Source organism: Pseudomonas sp. WS 5410, assembly GCF_012985645.1.
Taxonomy (GTDB): Bacteria; Pseudomonadota; Gammaproteobacteria; order Pseudomonadales; family Pseudomonadaceae; genus Aquipseudomonas; species Aquipseudomonas shahriarae.
The window spans coordinates 163734-185022 of the sequence record NZ_JAAQWS010000014.1 but is presented as its reverse complement, the minus strand read 5'-3'; the positions used below and the strand labels follow the sequence as shown (position 1 = coordinate 185022).

Sequence of the window (21289 nt, the reverse complement as noted above, 5' to 3'; positions counted from 1 at the left end):
GTGCCCGCAGCAGCCATTCAGTCGGCAAACACCATCTCCCGCGTTTCCCCCATCAACAACCCCTGGTTCTGCTCCGTCACCTCACGGATGTAATCCCACAACAACGTAATCCGCTTCAACTTGCGCAAATCCTCCCGGCAATACATCCAGAACTGCCGCGTAATATTGATCTCCTCCCCCAACACCGGCAGCAACCGCGAGTCCTGCGCGGCCAGGAAGCACGGCAAGATCGCCAGCGAGCGCCCCTGCTGCGCCGCCACGTACTGCGCAATCACGCTGGTGCTGCGCAGGCTGGCGCTGGCGCCCGGGACGACATTGGCCAGGTACAGCAGCTCTGAGCTGAACGCCAGGTCATCCACGTAGCTGATAAACGGATGGTCGGCCAAATCGGCCGGGCGGCGGATGGGTGGGTGCTGGTCGAGGTATTCCTGGGTCGCGTACAGCTGCAACTTGTAGTCGCACAGTTTGCAGCACACGTAGGGCCCGTGTTCCGGGCGTTCCAGGGCGATGACGATGTCGGCTTCGCGCTTGGACAGGCTGATGAAGTGGGGCAGGGGCAGGATGTCGACCGAGATCGCCGGGTAGGTATCGACGAAGTGGCTCAGTTGCGGGGTGACGAAAAAACTACCGAACCCTTCGGTACAGCCCATGCGCACATGCCCCGACAGCGCCACGCCGGAGCCCGATACTTGTTCGCAGGCCATATGCAGGGTGCTTTCGATGGACTCGGCGTAACCCAGTAAACGCTGGCCTTCATTGGTCAGCACAAACCCGCTGGTCCGGGATTTCTCGAACAGCAGGGTGCCCAGCGAGCCTTCCAGCGAGCTGATGCGCCGCGACACGGTGGTGTAGTCCACCGCCAGGCGCTTGGCAGCGACGCTGGCCTTGCGGGTACGCGCCACTTCGAGGAAAAACTTCAGGTCATCCCAGTTCAGCGAGCCTAAAGACGTGATGTTTTTTTGCATGTTGGACCGGCTTTTATGTGGGTTCTTATTGGAAGTTTGCACATCTATACTCCAAAAATCGTCCGAACGCCTCATCCTCAAGGCGCTTCACGCCTTGGCTCTCTGCATAACTACAAGATCTGGAGACCACAATGAACGCATCGCTTACGTCTGCCGATACCACCGTCAAACAGGCCAAACTGTTGATCAACGGTGAATGGGTCGAGTCCAAGACCACCGAATGGCAAGACATCGTCAACCCGGCGACCCAACAAGTCCTGGCCCGTGTGCCCTTTGCCACGGCCGATGAAGTCAACGCGGCCATCGACGCTGCCCATCGCGCCTTCCAGACTTGGAAGCTGACGCCGATCGGCGCGCGCATGCGCATCATGCTCAAGCTGCAGGCGCTGATTCGTGAACACTCCAAACGTATTGCCGTAGTCCTCAGTGCCGAGCAGGGCAAGACCATTGCCGATGCCGAGGGCGATATTTTCCGTGGCCTGGAAGTGGTCGAGCACGCGTGCTCCATCGGCACCCTGCAAATGGGCGAGTTCGCCGAGAACGTCGCCGGTGGCGTCGACACCTACACCCTGCGCCAACCCATCGGCGTCTGCGCCGGCATCACTCCGTTCAACTTCCCGGCGATGATCCCGCTGTGGATGTTCCCGATGGCCATCGCCTGCGGCAACACCTTCGTGCTCAAGCCTTCGGAACAGGATCCGCTGTCGACCCTGATGCTGGTGGAACTGGCGTTGGAAGCCGGGGTGCCGGCCGGTGTGTTGAACGTGGTCCACGGTGGCAAGGATGTGGTGGATGCTCTGTGCACCCACAAAGATATCAAGGCCGTGTCCTTTGTCGGCTCGACCGCCGTCGGCACCCACGTCTACGACCTGGCGGGCAAGCACGGCAAGCGCGTGCAGTCGATGATGGGCGCGAAGAACCATGCGGTGGTGCTGCCCGATGCCAACCGTGAACAGACGCTCAACGCACTGGTCGGCGCCGGTTTCGGTGCGGCCGGTCAGCGCTGCATGGCCACCTCGGTGGTGGTGCTGGTGGGCGCGGCCAAGCAGTGGCTGCCGGACCTCAAGGCCCTGGCGCTGAAGCTTAAAGTCAACGCCGGCAGCGAAGCCGGGACCGACGTGGGCCCAGTGATTTCCAAGCGCGCCAAGGCGCGTATCCTCGACCTGATCGAAAGCGGCGTGAAAGAAGGCGCCAAGCTGGAACTGGACGGCCGCGACATCCAGGTGCCGGGCTTCGAGCAAGGCAACTTCGTCGGCCCGACCCTGTTCTCGGGCGTGACCACCGATATGCAGATCTACACCCAGGAAATCTTCGGCCCGGTGCTGGTGGTGCTGGAAGTCGATACCCTCGACGAAGCCATCGCCCTGGTCAACGCCAACCCGTTCGGCAACGGCACCGGCCTGTTCACCCAGAGCGGTGCGGCGGCGCGCAAGTTCCAGAGCGAAATCGACGTCGGCCAGGTCGGCATCAACATCCCGATCCCGGTGCCAGTGCCGATCTTCAGCTTCACCGGTTCCCGTGGTTCGAAACTCGGCGACCTGGGCCCGTACGGCAAGCAAGTGGTGCAGTTCTACACCCAGACCAAAACCGTCACCAGCCGCTGGTTTGACGACGACAGCGTCAATGATGGCGTCAACACCACCATCAACCTGCGTTGATCAAGGAGACGACCATGAAGATTGCATTTATCGGCCTGGGCAACATGGGCGCACCCATGGCCCGCAACCTGATCAAGGCTGGCCACGCGCTGAACCTGTTTGACCTGAACCAGACCGTGCTCAAGGAACTGGCCGAATTGGGCGGCACCATCAGTGCCTCACCGCGCGCAGCAGCAGAAGGCGCCGAACTGGTGTTGACCATGCTGCCCGCTGCCGCCCATGTGCGCAGCGTCTGGCTGAATGAAGACGGCGTGCTCGCCGGTATCGGCAAAGGCGTGCCGGCCGTGGATTGCAGCACCATTGACCCTCAGACCGCCCGCGATGTGGCGGCTGCGGCAGCCAAGCACGGCGTGGCGATGGCCGATGCGCCGGTCTCCGGCGGCACGGGCGGGGCGCAGGCGGGGACGCTGACCTTTATGGTCGGCGCCACCCCGGAACTGTTCGCCACCCTGCATCCGGTGCTGGCGCAGATGGGCCGCAACATCGTGCATTGCGGTGAAGTCGGCACCGGGCAGATCGCCAAGATCTGCAACAACCTGCTGCTGGGCATCAGCATGGTCGGCGTCAGCGAGGCCATGGCCCTGGGCGATGCGCTGGGCATCGACACCCAGGTGCTGGCCGGCATCATCAACAGCTCCACCGGGCGCTGCTGGAGCTCCGACACCTACAACCCATGGCCGGGCGTGATCGAGACCGCGCCGTCATCCAGGGGTTATACCGGGGGATTTGGCGCTGATCTGATGCTCAAGGACCTGGGCCTGGCGACCGAAGCGGCACGCCAGGCGCACCAGCCGGTGATCCTGGGGGCGGTGGCGCAGCAGTTGTATCAAGCGATGAGCCAGCGTGGGGAAGGGGGCAAGGACTTCTCGGCGATCATCAACAGCTATCGCAAGCCCCAATAGGGGATTTTCCGGGAGCCCGCGTCGGGTGGGCTCCCGGGTTTTTCGTGCTCAGGCAAACACGAAGTACTTACGCACCGTCTCGACCACTTCCCACGTGCCCTTCATGCCGGGCTCCACCACAAAGATATCCCCAGCGCGCAAATGGATCGGCTCCAGGCCGTCCGGGGTGATCACGCAGTAGCCTTCCTGGAAATGGCAGTATTCCCACTTCACGTACTCCACGTACCACTTGCCCGGAGTGCAGATCCAGGTGCCCATGATCTTGCTGCCGTCTTCGCTGGTGTAGGCGTTGAGGTTGACGGTGTGCGGGTCACCTTCGAGTTTCTCCCACTTGCAGGCATCCAGGACCGGCAGGGGATGGGTATCGCGCAGTACGGTGATCGGCTGGGACATGATGGCTCCAAGGTAGGGAAATGAAGCCCCACCCTATAGCCCCAGGCCGGATGCCAGTGGTCTGAACTCGACACTGGGATGCCCAGAAGCGCATTGGAATACGATCTTAAAACCTACACCGTCCCTGTGGGAGCGGGCTTGCCCGCGATGGCGGTGTGTCAGGTGACACATTTTTACTGGTCCACTGCTATCGCGGGCAAGCCCGCTCCCACATTTGATCTGGGGTGGCTGATGGATCCATTCAATAATCAGGCGTTTCTTCGCAGTAACTACGAAAGAAATCAGCCTTCGCGCTGGAATTCGCAAGAATATTTACCGCTGGCCCTCGTATCATTCACCTTAGAAACGACCGAGAGCCTCGTATGAACCCAATAAAAACGTGGTGGGATATCAGCCCACCCTTGAGCACCGCCACCCCGACCTGGCCGGGCGATACGCCCTTCCAGGAAGAGCGCGTCTGGCAGTTCGGCCCCGAATGCCCGGTAAACGTCGGCCGCATTACGCTGTCGCCCCACACCGGCGCCCATGTCGATGCGCCGTTGCATTACAGCGCCGACGGTGCGCCCATCGGCGAAGTCTCGCTGGATGTGTACCTGGGGCCGTGCCGGGTGCTGTATTGCCTGGACAGCGGCGCGCTGGTGCAGCCCGAGCAGTTGCAAGGTCGCCTGGATAACCTGCCGGAGCGCGTGCTGCTGCGCACTTATCAACAGGCGCCGTTGACCACCTGGGACGCGAACTTCACCGCCGTCGCCAAGGAAACAATCGAGCTGCTGGCCAGCCTCGGCGTGCGCCTGATCGGCATCGACACGCCGTCCCTGGACCCGCAGCAGTCCAAGACCATGGATGCCCACAACGCCGTCGCCCGTCATGGCATGGCGATTCTCGAAGGCATCGTGCTCGATGACGTCCCGCAGGGCGATTACGAGTTGATCGCGCTGCCGCTGCGTTTTGCCAACCTCGATGCCAGCCCGGTACGAGCAATCCTGCGCCCGCTCAAGGAGCCCACGCGATGAGCCAGTGTCCTTTCTCCCCTGATTACCAGCCGCCGGAAGAATGGCATAACGCCGAGCTGAATTTTTCCGAGTCCATGAGCTATGGCGACTACCTGGACCTGGGCAAAGTGCTCACGGCCCAGCACCCGCTGTCGCCGGACCACAACGAAATGCTGTTTATCATCCAGCACCAGACCTCCGAGCTGTGGATGAAGCTGATGCTCCACGAGCTCAAGGCTGCCCGCGAACATGTGCGCCTGGGTGAGCTGGCGCCGGCGTTCAAGATGCTGGCGCGGGTCTCGCGGATTTTCGATCAACTGGTGCACGCCTGGGCGGTCCTGGCGACCATGACACCGTCGGAATACAAGGCGATCCGCCCGTACCTGGGGCAGTCGTCGGGCTTCCAGTCGTTCCAGTACCGGGAAATCGAGTTCATCCTCGGCAATAAAAGCGCGGCGCTGTTGCGGCCCCACGCCCATCGCCCGGAGTTGCTCAAGGAGCTGCAAGTGGCGATCGCCACGCCGTCGCTGTATGACGAAGCGATCAACCTGATGATCAAGGCGGGCCTGGCGATTGACCCGCAGCGTGCGCAACGCGACCCGACGGCGCCTACGGTTCATGACGAATCCGTGGAGGCGGCGTGGCGTGAGGTGTACCGCGATCCGACCCGTTACTGGGACCTGTATCAGTTGGCCGAGAAGTTTATCGACCTGGAAGACTCGTTCCGCCAATGGCGCTTTCGCCATGTGACCACGGTGGAGCGGATCATTGGCTTCCAGCCGGGCACCGGTGGCACTGAGGGCGTGGGTTACCTGCGCAAGATGCTCGACACCGTGCTGTTCCCCGAGCTGTGGCGGGTGCGTTCGACGCTCTGATTGAAACCCAACAAAAAGCCCCGGCACTCATTGAGTACCGGGGCTTTTTGTTGGCAATGCATTCCTATCGTGGCCCCGTTCATGTGGGAGCCGGGCTTGCCCGCGATGCAGGCGGCTCGGTCATTCAGTTAGACCGAGTCGATGCCATCGCAGGCAAGCCAGCTCCTACACAAGCCGGCTTCTACACAGGTTATTGCGCGACAGCCAGGGCCTTGTTCTTCCTGGAGCGCAACCAGTACGCCAGGAAGAGAATCCCCACCCACACCGGCATCGCATACACCGATGGGCGCATGTCCGGGATTGCCAGCATCACGCCAACGATCACCAGCATGAACGCCAGGCACAGGTAGTTGCTGAACGGGAACCAGAAGGTCTTGAACGACGGCACCACGCCTTGCTCGCCCATGGCCTTGCGGAACTTGATGTGCGTCAGGCTGATCAGCGCCCAGTTGATCATCAGCGAAGCAACCACCAGGGCAAACAACAGCACCAGTGCATCCTTGGGTGCCACGTAGTTGATCACCACGCACAGCAACGTCACCAGGGCCGAAATGCCCAGGGCGCGCAACGGTACACCTTGCTTGTTGAGCTTCATCAGCGCCTTGGGCGCGTCGCCTTGCTCGGCCAGGCCGAACAGCATGCGGCTGTTGCAGTACACGCCGCTGTTGTACACGGACAGTGCCGCGGTCAGCACCACGAAGTTGAGGATGTGCGCGGCGGTGTCGTTACCGATCAACGAGAAGATCTGCACGAACGGGCTGGCACTGTAGGCATCGCCGGACGCGCCGAGGGTTTGCAGCAGTTGGTCCCATGGGTACAGCGACAGCAGCACGGTCAGGGCGCCGACGTAGAAAATCAGGATCCGGTACACCACCTGGTTGATCGCCTTGGGGATCACCTTGCGCGGCTCGCTGGCTTCGGCAGCCGTAATACCTACCAGCTCCAGGCCGCCGAACGAGAACATGATGAACGCCATCGCCATCAGCAGGCCCATGCCGCCGTTGGGGAAGAAACCGCCGTGGTCCCACAGGTTGCTGATCGAGGCTTGCGGACCACCTGTACCGCTGAACAGCAGGTAGCAGCCGAGCACGATCATGCCGATGATCGCCACCACCTTGATGATCGCGAACCAGAACTCGGTCTCACCGAAGAACTTCACGTTCAGGGTGTTGATCAGGTTCACCGCAACGAAGAACACCACCGCGCTGACCCAGGTCGGCACTTCAGGCCACCAGAACTGGATGTACTTGCCCACCGCTGTCAGCTCGGCCATGCCCACCAGTACATACAGCACCCAGTAGTTCCAGCCGGCGAGGAAGCCGGCATAGCCGCCCCAGTACTTGTGGGCGAAGTGGCTGAAGGAACCGGCGACCGGTTCCTCGACGATCATCTCGCCCAACTGGCGCATGATCAGGAACGCGATAAACCCGGCTATCGCATAGCCCAGGATCATCGACGGCCCCGCCGATTTCAGCACCCCGGCCGAACCGAGGAACAAACCCGTACCAATCGCCCCGCCCAGGGCAATCAGCTGAATATGCCGGTTTTTCAGGCCACGCTTGAGGCCAACCGGGTTAACCATGTCATCCGCCATTAACATTCCCTTCTACTTGTTTTTTTCAGGGTTGATCCTGCACGCCAGATCCGCCCCTCACTGCTGAGGGGTCAGATATTACTCTCGGTAAACTTTTCGTAATACAGCTGAACGCCATCAAGTGCCTGATCTTGCAGCCAGTTCTTAATGGATTCGACCATTGGAGGGGGGCCGCACACGTACATATCGGCCGATCTATCCCGCAATTCGGCCACGTCGAAATGCTCGGTCAGATAACCGCGCTTGCCGGACCACTGCGGCGATGGGTCGCTGAGCACTTCGGTGTAGCGAAAACCACGGATGGACTCGGCATACGCCTTGATGCGCTCGGCCTCGCACAAATCCTCGGCCCCGCGCACCCCGTAGTACAGATGCACCGGTTGCTCGCAGCCGCGCTCGGCCAATTCATCGAGCATCCCCAACAGTGCCGACAACCCGGTGCCGCCGGCCACCAGCACCAGGGGCTGGGTGACGTGCCGCAGATAAAACGCGCCCAGCGGTGCCTGCAGCTTGATTTCATCGCCGACCTGGCAGCGCTCGCGCATGTAATTGCTCATCACCCCGTCCGGCAGCAAGCGGATCAGGAACTGCAAGCGGTTGCCCGGGCGGTTGGCGAAGGAGTAGGAGCGCTGATGCTCGGTGCCGGGGATCGACAGCCGTGCATATTGCCCCGGAAGAAAGTCCAGGGCGCGCTCCAGTTGCACCGACAGGATCGCGGTGCTGGCCGACACCTGCTGCACCTCGCACACCGTGGCGCTGAGTTGTTCCGGGCCCGGTGCGTTGCACAGGCTTGAATCGAAATCGAAGTAAAACGCTGCGTCGGATTGGACCCGGGTCTGGCAGCTGAGCATCTTGCGTTGTTGCAGGTCGAGGCTGGACAGGGCCTCGTCATCCACATAGTCCTGGCTGTAGTCGCCGGACTCGCAGCGTCCCTGGCAGGTGCCGCACACGCCTTCGCGGCAATCCAGGGGGATCTTGATGCCGTTGCGCAACGCCGCGTCCAGCAGGATTTCGTTGCTGGCCACCGGAAAGAACAAGGTCTTGCCGTCGGCAAAACTGAAGGCCACTTTGTGATTCATCCACCGCACTCCGCGTAGATAGATTGATGACTGGCGAGGTTGCCCCTCGCCACAGGGGCACGGTCAGAGGTGATAGAAGTCCAGCACCGAGTTGATGGTGTCGTTGAGCAGCAGCGCATGCTTGCGCGTGATCAGCCAACTGTCGCCATGGGGCTTGAGGCTGTAGGTGGCGTGGCCATAGAACTGCTCCGACATCGCCAGCCGATAGAACAGCGTGTGCCAGTTCAGCCGCACTTCCAGGCAGCCATCAGCCTGCTCGGCAATCCGTACGTTATTGATCAGGTGCAAGGTGCGCGGCATCGGCGTGGCGGACGCGGCCTTGCCGGTGCGCAGGCGGAACACCCGGTCTTCCAGGCCCGAGCGGTTGGCGTAGTAGATCAGCGACATCTCGCGCTTGGGGTCGCGGGTGTAGACGTGTTCCGAGTCCCATTGCGGCAGGTGGAACTCACTCTGCGGGTCGAACAACTGCACGTAGGCGTCCCAGTCCTGGGCGTCGCACAGCTCGGACTTGCGGTAGAAAAACTGCTCGATCTGATACTGCAATTGCGCGTTCATCATTTCACCTCGTGCAGTTTCAACGATTGCGCCTCAAGCCCGTCCAGCAGGAATGTCTGCCAGTTGCGGTGCTGGTTGACGTACAACCCTTCGTGGGTGAATTCGGTACCGGTCATGGCCGGTTGGATGCCGATGGCCTCGCTGTTGGGCGTCGGTCCGGTTTCCCAGCGATGGCTACCCCGGGAGATATCGCTCCAGCGTTCCAGGCGGCCCTGGAAGCCGCGCTGGGCTTCGCGAAATTCCACCAGGTCATCCGGGGTGCCCATGCCGGACACGTTGAAAAAGTCTTCAAACTGGCGGATACGGTTTTCGCGGTCGGCATCGGACTCGTGCTTGACCCCCAGGCACTGGCTGATGATCTCGGTCTTGTTCCACGCCACCGGGCGGATGATGCGCAGTTGCGAGCTGATCTGGTCGAGAAAGAACAGGCTCGGGTACACGTTGAGGTTGCGCAGGCGGTGCATCATCCACTCGGCCTTTTGCTGGCCGTGTTCTGCCACCAGGCGCGGCATGATGGTGGCGTAGCCGGAGCGAACGCTGGGGTTGGGCATGTCGCTGAACAACACGCTGTGGCCGTTGTTGAAGGCAAACCAGCCGTCATCGGTATTGGCATCGCCGGCGCCGAGTTTGCTGTAGTCCAGGGTGCTGCCGGAGGCGCTGCCGTTTTCCGTATTGACCTGCTGGCGATGCTGCACCGTGGCCACGTAGTTATAGTGCACGGTGCTGACGTGGTAGCCGTCCAGGCCGTTTTCGTTCTGCAGCTTCCAGTTGCCGTCGTAGGTGTAGGCCGACTTGCCGGGCAGCACTTCCAGCTCGCCGGTGGCGGACTGCGCGACCATCATGTCGAAGAACACTTTGGAGTCGCCGAGGAAGTCTTGCAGGCTGTTGCTGCCGTGCACGTCGAGGCTGATAAACACAAAGCCCTTGTAGCTTTCGATGCGCGCCTTCTTCAGGCCGCGGGTGGCCTTGTCGAAACCTTCCGGGTATTCCCCCGGCGCCTTGACCTTCACCAGGCGGCCGTCGCTCTTGTAGCACCAGGCGTGGAACGGGCAGGTAAAGGTCGACTGGTTGCCCTTGCCGACCCGGGTCAGGGTGGTGCCGCGATGCTGGCAGGCGTTGATCAGGGCGTTGAGCTGGCCTTCACCGTCGCGGGTGATGATCATCGGCTGGCGCCCGGCGCGCATGGTTACGAAGTCGTGGTTATTGGCCAGTTCGCTTTCGTGGCAGGCGTAGATCCAGTTCTTTTCGAAGATCAGTTCCATCTCCAGGTCGAATAGCTCAGGTTCGGTGAACATGTCCCGGGCGATGCGGAACACACCCTCGGCCGGACGGAAATCCAGGCAGCTTTCGATAAACGTTTTCCACTGCTCGACGCTTCTTGCACCACTCATGGGAGGCACCTTTTATTGGGTAGCTAATCGGTGGTTCATTAGAGGCGGGCAGGGGGGCGGCCAGCTATCCGCTTAATGGGGGAAGATGGGCCGCATAGTTGGGACGCAAATACCCACATCCGTGCAACGACGCCGGGGAATGCGCTACTGTCAGGCCAGGCAATTGTCGAAAAAGCCGGCTTCTTATCCACATAGTCGACGCTCACTATCCACCCAGTGGCCAAGTGCGCGACGTGGCGCAGAACTTGCCTTGATCCACCGGACGCGCCGTCAGAGCGCGCTGGCCACAACCGCCGTGAGTGCACCCTGATGAGTAGCCATACACGCGATATCCGTATTGAACGTTTCGACCTTGAAGGCGCCCGCAGCTGGATGTCCGGCATCTGCGGGCCCCATCGTCTGGAAACCGCCACCCCGGAGCGCCTGCGCTTCCACCACAGTGCCAATGTGTTCAAGTCCCGCGCCACCACCCTGGGGGTGATCGAATACGGCACCGACGTGACCATCGACATCGAAGACGCCGAGCACTTCAGCAGCTACAGCCTGAGCCTGCCGCTGGTGGGCGAGCAGGAGCTGAGCAAGGGTGGCCAGCGCCTGAGTTCCAACCGCGACCAGGGCGTGATCATTTCGCCCAATGAACACCAGGTGCTGGCGATCTCCGGCGACTGCCGCAAGCTGCAAGTGGTGATCACCCGTGCGGCGATGAGCGAAACCCTAGAGGGCTTGTTGCAGCGGCCGATTGATGCGCCGTTGCGCTTTGAATCGGTGATGGATGCGGTGCAGGGTGCGCCGGCGGCGTGGTGGCGCATGGCACGGCACTTCATTGCGGAGCTGGAGCACAGCAGCGAACTGTATGACCAGGCCGCGTTTACCCGCGACCTGGAAAGCTCGCTGATCAAGGGCCTGATCCTGGCCCAGCCGAACAACTATTCCGAAGAGCTGCGCGACGTGCTGGGGGTCAAGCTGCCCCACTACCTAATCCGCGCCCGCCAGTACATCCACGCCAACGCCCGCGAAGCGCTGCACCTGGAAGACCTCGAGGCGGCCACCGGGGTGTCGCGGTTCAAGCTGTTCGATGCGTTTCGCAAATACTTCGCGCTGTCGCCCATGGCCTACTTGAAGAAGTACCGCTTGAGCGCGGTGCGCCAGGAAATTCTCGAGCATGGCGCTACCCGCACCATCTCCGAGATTGCCCTGGGCTGGGGCTTTACCCACCTGGGAAGGTTTTCGGCGGAGTACCGCAAGCTGTTCGACGAATCCCCCAGCCAGACGCTGCAGCGCAACGATGCGCGGCGCATGCGGGGTGCCTGAACACAATGCAGCTCCCACAGGGTATTGGAGGTGACTGGGAGATTTCAGATCAGTTCTTCTACCAGTTGCAGGCAATGACCCAGCCCCGGCGACTGATCATTGATCCGCCGGCTGAGAATGATCGGCGAGGTCGCCGTAACCTCGACAATCGGCGTATAGCCGATATCCGCCCGATGCAGTATCTGCACCGACGCCGGCACCAGCGTCACCCCCATGCCGGCCCCGACCAGGCCGATGGCGGTCTGCAACTCATTGGTCCATTGCGCGACCTTGATCGCCAGGCCATGGGTGTCGAACAGTGCGATCACATGGTCGGCATAGCTGGGGCGCGGGTTGCCGGGGTACAGCACCAGCGGTTCGGCGGCCAACTGCGCAAGGGTCACCGGTGCGCCCAGCAGCGGGTGCCCGGCCGGCAACACCGCCACCAGCCGATCCTCGACCAACACCCGCTGGACAATGGCCGGGTCATCAATGCGAATCCGCCCGAAGCCCACATCAATGCGCCCGGCCTTGAGCGCTTCGACCTGTTGCAGGGTGGTCATCTCCGACAGCCCCAGCTCCAGCTCCAGCGCGTCATGGCTGCGCAGGCGGCGGATCAGTTCCGGCAGCACGCCATACAGGGTCGAGGGGGCAAAGCCGATGCCCAGCCAGGTCTTCTGCCCCAGGCCGATGCGCCGCGTGTTGTCGCAGGTCTTGGCCAACTGCTCCAGCAGCACATTGGCGTGTTCATAGAAGTACCGCCCGGCCTCGGTCAGCCGCAACGGCCGGCCCCGCTCCAGCAGCACCACACCCAACTCATCTTCCAATTGCTGGATCTGCCGGCTCAACGGCGGCTGGGCGATGTGCAGGCGTTCGGCGGCGCGGGTGAAGTTCAGGGTTTCCCCCAGCACCTGGAAATAACGCAGGTGGCGCAGTTCCATACGGATTCCTCTCATACCTTGAGGGTATTGTTCAAGACCAATTCTATATTGGAAGCCAGCAAAAATGGGCGACAGAATCGGGCAAGACCTATAAAGAACCCAACGGGTATTGCCATGCCGATTTGCGCCATCGAGTCGATCGAGACCATCATCGTCGATCTTCCCACCATCCGCCCGCACAAGCTGGCGATGCACACCATGCAAAACCAGACCCTGGTGATCATCCGCGTGCGGTGCGCCGACGGTATCGAAGGGATCGGTGAGTCCACCACCATCGGTGGCCTGAGCTACGGCAACGAAAGCCCCGACAGCATCAAGATCAATATCGATCAACACTTTGCGCCGCTGTTGATTGGCCAGGATGCCAGCAACATCAACGCCGCCATGTTGCGCCTGGAGCGCAGCATTCGTGGCAACACCTTTGCCAAGTCCGGCATCGAAAGCGCCTTGCTCGATGCCCTCGGCAAGCGCCTGAACCTGCCGGTCAGCGAGCTGCTCGGCGGCCGAGTGCGCGATGCCCTGCCGGTGGCCTGGACGTTGGCCAGCGGCAATACGCAAAAGGACATCGACGAAGCCGAAAAAATGCTCGACCTGCGCCGTCACCGCATCTTCAAGTTGAAGATCGGCGCCGGTGAAGTCAGCCAGGACCTGGCCCATGTGATTGCGATCAAAAAAGCCCTGGGCGAGCGCGCCAGCGTGCGCGTCGACGTCAACCAGGCCTGGGACGAAGCCGTGGCCCTGCGCGCTTGCAAGGTGCTGGGCGATAACGCTATCGACCTGATCGAGCAGCCGATCTCGCGCAATAACCGTGGCGGCATGGCCCGGCTCAACCTCTCGAGCCCGGCGCCGATCATGGCCGACGAGTCCATCGAGTGTGTCGAAGATGCCTTCAACCTGGCCCGCGAAGGCGCGGCCTCGGTGTTCGCCTTGAAGATCGCGAAAAACGGCGGCCCGCGCGCCGTACTGCGCACGGCGGCGATTGCCGAGGCGGCGGGTATTGGCCTGTATGGCGGCACCATGCTTGAAGGCGGTATCGGCACCCTGGCCTCGGCCCACGCGTTTCTCACCCTCAATAAACTGGCGTGGGACACCGAGCTGTTCGGGCCGCTGCTGCTCACCGAAGACATTCTTACCGAGCCGCTGCTGTATCGCGATTTCCACCTGCATGTCTCGACCGCCCCGGGCCTGGGCCTGGCCATTGATGAGGAGCGCCTGGCGTTCTTCCGTCGCGACAAACATTAAGAGGACGCCTGCGATGTTGTTCCACGTAAAAATGACCGTAAACCTGCCTGTCGATATGAACCCCGAGCGCGCAGCGGCCCTCAAGGCCGACGAAAAAGCCCTGGCCCAACGCCTGCAGGCGCAAGGAAAGTGGCGCCACCTGTGGCGCATCGCCGGGCTGTACGCCAACTACAGCGTGTTCGATGTCGACAGCGTGCAGGAACTGCATGACCTGCTGATGCAACTGCCGCTCTATCCCTACATGGCCATTGAAGTGAATGCCCTGTGCCGGCATCCGTCGTCGATCCATGAGGATGATCGCTGAGCCTGTCTAGCCCCCTAATAATTACAAGATGAGGATTGCACCATGTCCATTCGACTGTCCCAGACTGCCCACGCCCAGCGCTTCCTCGAAGAAGCCAGTGGCAACCTCAATGACGCCGGCAACCCACGGGCCAAGGCGCTGATCTACCGGATCCTGCGCGATACGGTGAATATCATCGAAGACCTGGAAGTGACCCCGGAAGAGTTCTGGAAGGCGGTCAACTACCTCAACGAACTGGGCAAAAACCAGGAAGCCGGGCTGCTGGCCGCGGGCCTGGGCCTGGAGCATTACCTGGACCTGTTGATGGACGCCGCCGACGAGGAAGCCGGCAAGTCCGGCGGCACCCCGCGCACCATCGAAGGGCCGCTGTACGTGGCGGGTGCGCCGCTGTCCAAATACGAAGCACGCCTGGACGATGGCCTGGATGCGGCCGTGCCGCTGTTTATGCGCGGGCAAGTGCGCGACATCAACGGCAAGCCGCTGGCGGGGGCGATTGTGGATGTGTGGCAGGCCAATACCGGCGGCACTTACTCCTGGTTCGACCCATCGCAATCGGAGTTCAACCTGCGTCGCCGGATCGAGACCGATGCCCAGGGCAATTATCGTTTCCGTAGCATCGTGCCGTCTGGCTACGGCTGCCCACCGACCGGCCCGACCCAGCAGTTGCTCGATCAACTGGGGCGTCACGGCCAGCGGCCGGCGCATATCCACTTCTTTATCTCGGCACCGGGGCATCGGCACCTGACCACGCAGATCAACCTGTCGGATGATCCGTACCTGCATGATGACTTTGCCTACGCCACTCGGGATGAGCTGATTGCCGAAATTCGCTTCAGCGAAGACCCGCAACTGGCGCGGGAGTTTGGCGTGGAGGGCAAGTTTGCGCAGATCGACTTTGACTTCGAGTTGCAGCCAGCGGTGGCCCCGGTCGAGCAAAAACGCATGCAACGCGTGCGCGCCCTCGAAGACTGAACGCAGTAAACAATGTGGGCGCTGGCTTTTGTGGGAGCTGGCTTGCCTGCGATAGCCTCGCCTCGGTATTGCAGATAAACCGAGGTGTCTGTATCGCGGGCAAGCCCGGCTCCCACAAAAGCCAGCGCCCACAGGTGTTCAGCAGTGCTTTGCCTATTTGCGTACGACCAGGTCCAGCACCTCATCCCGGTCCTTGATCTTCTGCAACACGATCTCCGAACGGATATCCATCACCCCCGCCGTGCGGTTGAGGTGGTTCACGATAAAGTCGGAAAAGTGCTTGAGGTTGCGCGCCTGCACCCGCAGCACGTAGTTGCTGGCGCCGGTGATCACATAGGCACTGGCCACTTCCGGCCAGCCCTGGACCTTCTCGATAAAGGTCTCGTGCCAGTCCTCCATATCCTGGCGCAACGACAGGTGGACGATGGCTTCCAGCTCGATCCCCAATTGCTCGGCATTGAGCACCGCGCGATACCCGCTGATCACCCCCTCACTTTCCAGCAGGCGCAAGCGGCGCAGGCAGGCGGACGGCGACAGGGCGACTTTCTCCGCCAGTTCCTGGTTGCTGATACGGCCATCCTGTTGCAGGAAATGCAGGAGGCGCAGGTCGGTGGCGTCGAGAATCATGCTTAGAATTAATCCGCGTATTTAGAGGTTAAATTCGAATTTCCTACAGCTTATTAAGCCAGTTGTAGCGCACTTTGCACGAAAATTCTGCAAATCTTCGTTCATTATTTGGTCCATCGTCATCTATAAAAACAGGACTTTCCATGACCAGCCGAACTCATTGCCAGACCCTCGATGCCCAAGACCCGCTGGCGCCCCTGCGCGATCAATTCGCCCTGCCGGAAGGGGTGATTTACCTCGATGGCAACTCCCTCGGCGCACGTCCGGTGGCGGCACTGGAACGGGCGCAAGCGGTGATTGCCGAGGAGTGGGGCAATGGTTTGATCCGCAGCTGGAACAGCGCCGGCTGGGCCGACCTGTCCCAGCGCCTGGGTAACCGCCTGGCGCCGCTGATCGGCGCGGGTGAGGCTGAAGTGGTGATTACCGATACCACCTCGATCAATCTGTTCAAGGTGCTCAGCGCCGCCTTGAGCGTGCAACGCCAGCGCCAGCCGCAGCGCAAGGTGATTGTCAGCGAAGCAAGCAACTTCCCCACCGACCTGTACATCGCCGAAGGCCTGGCGGCGCTGCTGCAACAGGGCTACAGCCTGCGCCTGGTGAACAGCCCCGACGAACTGCCGGCGGCCATCGACCAGGACACCGCCGTGGTGATGATCACCCACGTCAACTACAAGACCGGCTACATGCACGACATGCAAGCGCTGACCGCCCTGAGCCATGAATGCGGCGCGCTGGCGATCTGGGACCTGGCGCACTCGGCGGGCGCGGTGCCGATTGACCTGCACCAGGCCGGCGCCGACTACGCCATTGGCTGCACCTACAAATACCTCAACGGCGGCCCGGGTTCCCAGGCGTTTGTCTGGGTCAACCCGGCGCTGGTGGAGTTGGTGACGCAGCCGTTGTCGGGCTGGTTCGGCCATAGCCGCCAGTTCGCCATGGAGTCCAACTACGTGGCCGGCAAGGGCATCACCCGCTACCTGTGCGGCACCCAGCCGATCACCTCGCTGGCGATGGTCGAGTGCGGGCTGGATATCTTCGCCCAGACCGACATGGCCAGCCTGCGCCGCAAATCCCTGGCGCTCACCGACCTGTTTATCGAGCTGGTACAAAGCCGCTGCGCCGCCCATGACCTGACGTTGATCACCCCGCTCGAGCATGCCAAGCGCGGCAGTCATGTGAGCTTTGAACACCCCGAAGGCTACGCCATCGTCCAGGCCCTGATCGCCCGTGGCGTGATTGGTGATTACCGTGAGCCGAAGATCATGCGCTTTGGCTTCACCCCGCTGTACACCAGCTTCACCGAGGTGTGGGATGCAGTAGAAATCCTTGGCGAAATCCTCGATGACAAAACCTGGGACCAGCCACAATTCAAGGTGCGCCACAGTGTCACCTGAGTAAACACCGAACCCAATGTGGGAGCGGGCTTGCTCGCGATAGCGGTGGGGCAGTCAAAGAATCTGGTGACTGACCCACCGCTATCGCGAGCAAGCCCGCTCCCACAGGGGGACAGTGTTCCCATCGAGATGGATATCGGCCAAAAAAGTGCAATCACAATAATAAAGGGGCACGCACGTGACCACGCCAGACAACGGCTTTGCAGCAATCACCAACCGCGAACTGGGCCTGCGGCGCCAGCTCACTTCCGGGCAGATGAGCATGATCGCCATCGGTGGCGCCATTGGCACCGGGCTGTTTATGGGCAGCGCCTATGCCATCGGCTATGCCGGGCCCAGCGTGCTGGTCAGCTACGCCATCGGCGCGTTGATCACCCTGCTGTTGATGGGCTGCCTGGCGGAAATGACGGTGGCCCATTCCACCTCCGGCTCTTTTGGCGCCTATGCCGAGTTCTATATCAGCCCCCTGGCCGGGTTCCTGGTGCGCTATGCCTATTGGGCGGCGATTGTGCTGGCGGTGGGCGCCGAGGTCACGGCGGTGGCGATGTACATGAAGTACTGGTTCGCCAACGTGCCGGAATGGGTGTGGATCGTCTCGTTCTCCAGCGTGCTGATCGTGCTTAACGCCATCAGCGTCAAGACCTTTGGCAACTTCGAGTACTGGTTCTCGACGATCAAGATCAGCGCGATTGTCGGCTTTATCATCCTCGCGGTGTATGTGGTGTTCGGCTCTGGCAACCCGGATTACGGGGTGCAGAACTACACGGCCCACGGCGGGTTTTTCCCCAATGGCCTGAGTGGCATGTGGATCGCGGTGATTGTGTCGATCTTCAGCTACCTGAGCGTGGAGATGATCGCGGTGGCGGCGGGTGAAGCGGCTGACCCGGAGCAGGCGGTGAAAAAAGCCTTCCGCGCGACGATTGTGCGGCTGGTGGTGTTCTACCTGTTGACCCTGGCGCTGATGCTGGCCATCGTGCCGTGGAACCAGTCCGGGCAGAGCCAGAGCCCGTTTGTCACGGTGATGCAGACCATCGGCATTCCCGGCGCCACCGGGGTGATGAACTTCGTGATCCTGATTGCCGCGCTGTCGGCCATGAACAGCCAGCTCTACATCACCACGCGCATGATGTTCAGCCTGTCCCGCGCCGGCTTTGCGCCAAAATCCATGGGCGCCCTGAGCAAGAGCGGGATCCCGCTCAATGCCCTGTTGCTGTCCAGTTCGGGCATCGCCCTGGCGACCCTGCTCAACGTGGTGTACCCGGAAAGCTCCTTCACCTTGATGATGGCCATCTCGATGTTTGGCGCGATCTTCACCTGGTTCATGATCTTCCTCACGCACCTGTTCTTCCGCCGCTACCGCAAGCGCCACGGCGGGCCGAAGTTGTCCTTCCAACTGCGGCTGTTTCCCTACAGCACGCTGCTGGGGCTGGTGCTGATGGGCGCGGTGATGATCACCACGTACTTCACCGAGGCGTTCAAGATGACCCTGGTGTTTGGCGTGCCGTTCCTGCTGATTCTCTCGGTGGTGTATTACGTGTTCTTCCGTAAAGGCACGGACAAGGCATCGAGCAAGGCCTTGGCGTAAGCCGGCAATTGCTCGAACGAACGCGCGCACAACAGCAGTCTGCGACAGGCCCAGTCTTCCGTCAGCGGCTGGGCCTGGAATGGCTGCGCGTGGGGCCAGCGTTGTAACGCGGCCAGCGGCACGATTCCCAGGCCCGCGCCACGGGCGACCATGCGCATCACCCCATCAAAGCCATCGGCCCGCACCCGGGTCTGCAAGCGAAAACCCGCGTGCAGCGCCTGTTCCTCCAGGTACACCGCCAACGCGCTGTCGGCGGCCAGGCCTACATAGTCGTAGGGCAGGCTGTCGATAAAACTCACTGCGCCGGCTGTCAGTGGGTGGCCTGTCGGTAGGATCAGCACCAACGGGTCGTCGCGAAACGGCCGGGTCTGCAAGCCGTGGCTGTCCACTGCATCGGAAATAATCCCCAGGTCCGCCGCGCCCTGGCGCAAGGCGTGGGTGATGCGCAGGCTGGGCAGTTCCTGCAGGTCGATATCGAGGTTGGGGTGGGTGCAGAGAAAATCCGCCAGCAACTCCGGCAGGTATTCGCTGAGGGCGGTGGTGTTGCACAGCAGGCGCACCTGGCCTTTGACGCCGTTGGCGTACTCCGCCAGCTCCTGTTGCAGGCGTTCGGCCTGTTGCAACAGCAGGCGTGCGTGGCGGGCCAGGGCGTTGCCGGCGGCCGTCGGGGTCACGCCTCGGCGGCCGCGCTGCAGGAACTCGACGCCCAGTGAAGCCTCCATTGCGCGAATGCGCGCACTGGCGGCGGCCAGGGATAGGTGGCTGCGGGCGGCGCCGGCGGTGATGTTGCCGGTGTCGAGGATATGCAGGTAGAGGCGCAGGTCGATCAGGTCAAAGTGCATGGCTGGTTCTCGGGTGCCTGGACGGGCCTTATCGCAGGCAAGCCAGTTCCCACATTTGGAAGGGTGAACACATTCAGAATGTGGGAGCTGGCTTGCCTGCGATAGCGGTCTCAGCCTCACGCAAAACAAGAGGCTGCCTCAGTATATGGCGAATTTCCAACCCCACGCCAAACCCGCAAAATCCCCCCATGACAACCTTCCTCGCGTTCTACCAAGACCTCGGCCCAGCCCTGACCCTGCTGGTGATCGGCACCTTCCTGCTAGCTGGCACCGTCAAGGGCGTGATTGGCCTGGGCCTGCCCACCGTCGCCATGGGCCTGCTCGGTCTGGCTATGTTGCCGGCGCAGGCTGCGGCCCTGCTGATCATTCCTTCGACCATCACCAACCTCTGGCAACTGAGCTTCGGTGGGCATTTGGGCGCACTGAGCAAACGCCTGTGGCCCATGCTGTTGCTGATTTTTCTGGGGACCGGGCTCGGTTCGCTGTGGCTGGGCATGGACGGCGGTCCCTGGGTGGTGCGGGCCTTGGGCGGGGCGTTGCTGGTGTATGCGCTGTGCGGACTGTTGCTGCCGACGTTGCGCGTGCCCGTCGGCAGCGAGCGCTGGCTGGGCCCGCTGTGTGGTCTGCTGACGGGGATCGTCACTTCGGCCACCGGCGTCTTCGTGATCCCGGCCGTACCCTACTTGCAAGCACTGGGCTTGCACCGTGACCAACTGGTGCAGGCGCTGGGCCTGTCCTTCAGCGTGTCTACCCTGGCCCTGGCCGCCGGGTTGTTCTGGCACGGCAACCTCGGGGCCGGCGAACTGAATGCCTCGCTGCTGGCGTTGGTGCCGGCGCTGCTGGGCATGTGGCTGGGGCAAAAGCTGCGCCAGTGCATCAGTGCTGTGCTGTTCAAGCGCGTGTTTTTTATGGGCATGGCGGCCCTGGGCGGGCACCTGCTGATAGGTGGTTGAGGCAATAATCAGATGATCACTCGTGCCTGAAGGTCAAAAGTGTTTTGCCGGTCCGTGGCTTACTCACCCGAGGGGTTGCCCGTAGCCTGCGCTCATCCATTTTCAACCTTCAGGTACAACCCCATGAAAAAAGTTCTGTTGCTCAACGGCGGCAAGAAATTCGCCCACTCCGATGGCCGCTACAACAACACCCTGCATGATGCGGCGCTGGCCGTGCTGGACCGGGGTGGGCTCGACGTGAAAGTCACCCATATCGATGCCGGCTACGACGTGGCCGAAGAAGTCGCCAAGTTCCTCTGGGCCGACGTGATCATCTACCAGATGCCCGGCTGGTGGATGGGCGCCCCATGGATCGTCAAGAAGTACATCGACGAAGTCTTCACCGAAGGCCACGGCAGCCTGTACGCCAGCGATGGCCGCACCCGTTCCGATGCGTCGCAGAAGTACGGCAGCGGCGGCCTGATCCAGGGCAAGCAGTACATGTTGTCGCTGACCTGGAATGCACCACAGGCAGCATTCGATGACCCGAGCGACTTCTTCGAAGCCAAGGGCGTGGATGCGGTGTACTTCCCGTTCCACAAGGCCAACCAGTTCCTTGGTATGAGTGGCCTGCCGACGTTCCTGTGTGTGGACGTGATGAAGCGCCCCTCCATCGAGGCTGATGTGCGGCGCTACGAGCAGCATCTGGCCCAGGTGTTTAACCTGACGCTGTAATACGGCTAGTATCCACGCAGC

General features: G+C 61.7%; 22 protein-coding genes. 13 read left to right on the top strand and 9 right to left on the bottom strand.

Features of this window, described 5'->3' with window-relative positions; genetic code table 11:
• Positions 1–17: 17 nt before the first annotated feature.
• Positions 18–965 (bottom strand): LysR family transcriptional regulator, encoded by a 948-nt coding sequence (locus HBO24_RS20385; RefSeq protein ID WP_057439324.1) that lies wholly within the window; start codon positions 963–965, stop codon positions 18–20.
• A gap of 131 nt (positions 966–1096) precedes the next feature.
• On the opposite strand from HBO24_RS20385, the gene HBO24_RS20380 reads away from it, so the two are divergent.
• Positions 1097–2623: a CoA-acylating methylmalonate-semialdehyde dehydrogenase gene (locus HBO24_RS20380; RefSeq protein WP_057439323.1), complete on the top strand. Its 1527-nt coding sequence runs from the start codon at positions 1097–1099 to the stop codon at positions 2621–2623.
• A gap of 14 nt (positions 2624–2637) precedes the next feature.
• Positions 2638–3525, top strand: a complete 888-nt coding sequence (mmsB, locus tag HBO24_RS20375; RefSeq protein ID WP_170060187.1) for a 3-hydroxyisobutyrate dehydrogenase — start codon at positions 2638–2640, stop codon at positions 3523–3525.
• Between the two features lie 48 nt (positions 3526–3573).
• Here the strand turns inward: mmsB and HBO24_RS20370 are convergent, their stop codons facing one another.
• Positions 3574–3918 (bottom strand): cupin domain-containing protein, encoded by a 345-nt coding sequence (locus HBO24_RS20370; RefSeq protein ID WP_057439321.1) that lies wholly within the window; start codon positions 3916–3918, stop codon positions 3574–3576.
• Positions 3919–4011: 93 nt separating this feature from the next.
• Between HBO24_RS20370 and HBO24_RS20365 the strand changes: the two genes are divergently transcribed.
• Genes HBO24_RS20365 through kynA form a run of 3 tightly spaced genes read left to right on the top strand, consistent with a single transcriptional unit; the run spans position 4012 to position 5785 of the window.
• Positions 4012–4284 (top strand): hypothetical protein, encoded by a 273-nt coding sequence (locus HBO24_RS20365; RefSeq protein WP_170060186.1) that lies wholly within the window; start codon positions 4012–4014, stop codon positions 4282–4284.
• Positions 4281–4931 (top strand): arylformamidase, encoded by a 651-nt coding sequence (gene kynB, locus HBO24_RS20360; RefSeq protein ID WP_057439320.1) that lies wholly within the window; start codon positions 4281–4283, stop codon positions 4929–4931. Before HBO24_RS20365 ends, kynB begins: the two co-directional genes overlap by 4 nt.
• Positions 4928–5785 (top strand): tryptophan 2,3-dioxygenase, encoded by an 858-nt coding sequence (gene kynA / locus HBO24_RS20355; RefSeq protein ID WP_057960627.1) that lies wholly within the window; start codon positions 4928–4930, stop codon positions 5783–5785. Before kynB ends, kynA begins: the two co-directional genes overlap by 4 nt.
• A 190-nt stretch (positions 5786–5975) precedes the next feature.
• Here the strand turns inward: kynA and HBO24_RS20350 are convergent, their stop codons facing one another.
• From HBO24_RS20350 to antA, 4 genes are all read right to left on the bottom strand, one after another.
• A complete protein-coding gene (locus tag HBO24_RS20350; protein ID WP_057439319.1) occupies positions 5976–7379 on the bottom strand; it encodes an amino acid permease in 1404 nt (467 codons plus the stop codon).
• Positions 7380–7450: 71 nt separating this feature from the next.
• Positions 7451–8458, bottom strand: a complete 1008-nt coding sequence (antC, locus tag HBO24_RS20345; RefSeq protein WP_057444359.1) for an anthranilate 1,2-dioxygenase electron transfer component AntC — start codon at positions 8456–8458, stop codon at positions 7451–7453.
• 63 nt (positions 8459–8521) lie between these two features.
• On the bottom strand, positions 8522–9013 hold the full coding sequence (gene antB, locus HBO24_RS20340; RefSeq protein WP_057439317.1) for an anthranilate 1,2-dioxygenase small subunit: 492 nt from the start codon (positions 9011–9013) through the stop codon (positions 8522–8524).
• Entirely contained in the window at positions 9013–10404 is a 1392-nt protein-coding gene (antA, locus tag HBO24_RS20335) for an anthranilate 1,2-dioxygenase large subunit (RefSeq protein ID WP_057960625.1), read from the bottom strand. The genes antB and antA overlap by 1 nt, the downstream gene beginning before the upstream one ends.
• A gap of 309 nt (positions 10405–10713) precedes the next feature.
• Between antA and HBO24_RS20330 the strand changes: the two genes are divergently transcribed.
• Positions 10714–11715: a helix-turn-helix domain-containing protein gene (locus tag HBO24_RS20330; protein ID WP_057439316.1), complete on the top strand. Its 1002-nt coding sequence runs from the start codon at positions 10714–10716 to the stop codon at positions 11713–11715.
• A 44-nt stretch (positions 11716–11759) separates the two neighbouring features.
• On the opposite strand, the gene HBO24_RS20325 is transcribed toward HBO24_RS20330, so the two are convergent.
• Complete coding sequence (locus tag HBO24_RS20325; protein ID WP_057960624.1) at positions 11760–12635, bottom strand: LysR family transcriptional regulator; 876 nt, start codon at positions 12633–12635, stop codon at positions 11760–11762.
• 114 nt (positions 12636–12749) lie between these two features.
• Between HBO24_RS20325 and HBO24_RS20320 the strand changes: the two genes are divergently transcribed.
• Genes HBO24_RS20320 through catA form a run of 3 tightly spaced genes read left to right on the top strand, consistent with a single transcriptional unit; the run spans position 12750 to position 15153 of the window.
• On the top strand, positions 12750–13877 hold the full coding sequence (locus tag HBO24_RS20320; RefSeq protein WP_057439315.1) for a muconate cycloisomerase family protein: 1128 nt from the start codon (positions 12750–12752) through the stop codon (positions 13875–13877).
• Positions 13878–13890: 13 nt separating this feature from the next.
• Positions 13891–14181 carry a muconolactone Delta-isomerase gene (gene catC, locus HBO24_RS20315; RefSeq protein WP_029299901.1) on the top strand — a complete coding sequence of 97 codons (291 nt, stop codon included), beginning with the start codon at positions 13891–13893 and terminating at the stop codon, positions 14179–14181.
• 42 nt (positions 14182–14223) lie between these two features.
• A complete protein-coding gene (gene catA / locus HBO24_RS20310; protein WP_057439314.1) occupies positions 14224–15153 on the top strand; it encodes a catechol 1,2-dioxygenase in 930 nt (309 codons plus the stop codon).
• A 153-nt stretch (positions 15154–15306) separates the two neighbouring features.
• On the opposite strand, the gene HBO24_RS20305 is transcribed toward catA, so the two are convergent.
• Positions 15307–15780, bottom strand: a complete 474-nt coding sequence (locus HBO24_RS20305) for an Lrp/AsnC family transcriptional regulator (RefSeq protein WP_170060185.1) — start codon at positions 15778–15780, stop codon at positions 15307–15309.
• 143 nt (positions 15781–15923) lie between these two features.
• On the opposite strand from HBO24_RS20305, the gene kynU reads away from it, so the two are divergent.
• Positions 15924–17174, top strand: a complete 1251-nt coding sequence (kynU, locus tag HBO24_RS20300) for a kynureninase (RefSeq protein WP_170060184.1) — start codon at positions 15924–15926, stop codon at positions 17172–17174.
• Positions 17175–17352: 178 nt separating this feature from the next.
• A complete protein-coding gene (locus tag HBO24_RS20295) occupies positions 17353–18759 on the top strand; it encodes an amino acid permease (protein ID WP_057439312.1) in 1407 nt (468 codons plus the stop codon).
• Here HBO24_RS20295 and HBO24_RS20290 read toward each other — a convergent pair.
• Positions 18705–19601 (bottom strand): LysR substrate-binding domain-containing protein, encoded by an 897-nt coding sequence (locus HBO24_RS20290; RefSeq protein WP_057960621.1) that lies wholly within the window; start codon positions 19599–19601, stop codon positions 18705–18707. The genes HBO24_RS20295 and HBO24_RS20290 overlap by 55 nt on opposite strands.
• Positions 19602–19789: 188 nt before the next feature.
• Between HBO24_RS20290 and HBO24_RS20285 the strand changes: the two genes are divergently transcribed.
• Together HBO24_RS20285 and HBO24_RS20280 are read left to right on the top strand one after the other, a co-directional pair.
• Positions 19790–20554, top strand: coding sequence for a sulfite exporter TauE/SafE family protein (locus HBO24_RS20285; protein ID WP_170060183.1), 765 nt, complete (start codon positions 19790–19792; stop codon positions 20552–20554).
• Between the two features lie 123 nt (positions 20555–20677).
• On the top strand, positions 20678–21268 hold the full coding sequence (locus HBO24_RS20280) for an NAD(P)H-dependent oxidoreductase (RefSeq protein ID WP_170060182.1): 591 nt from the start codon (positions 20678–20680) through the stop codon (positions 21266–21268).
• Positions 21269–21289 lie beyond the last annotated feature (21 nt).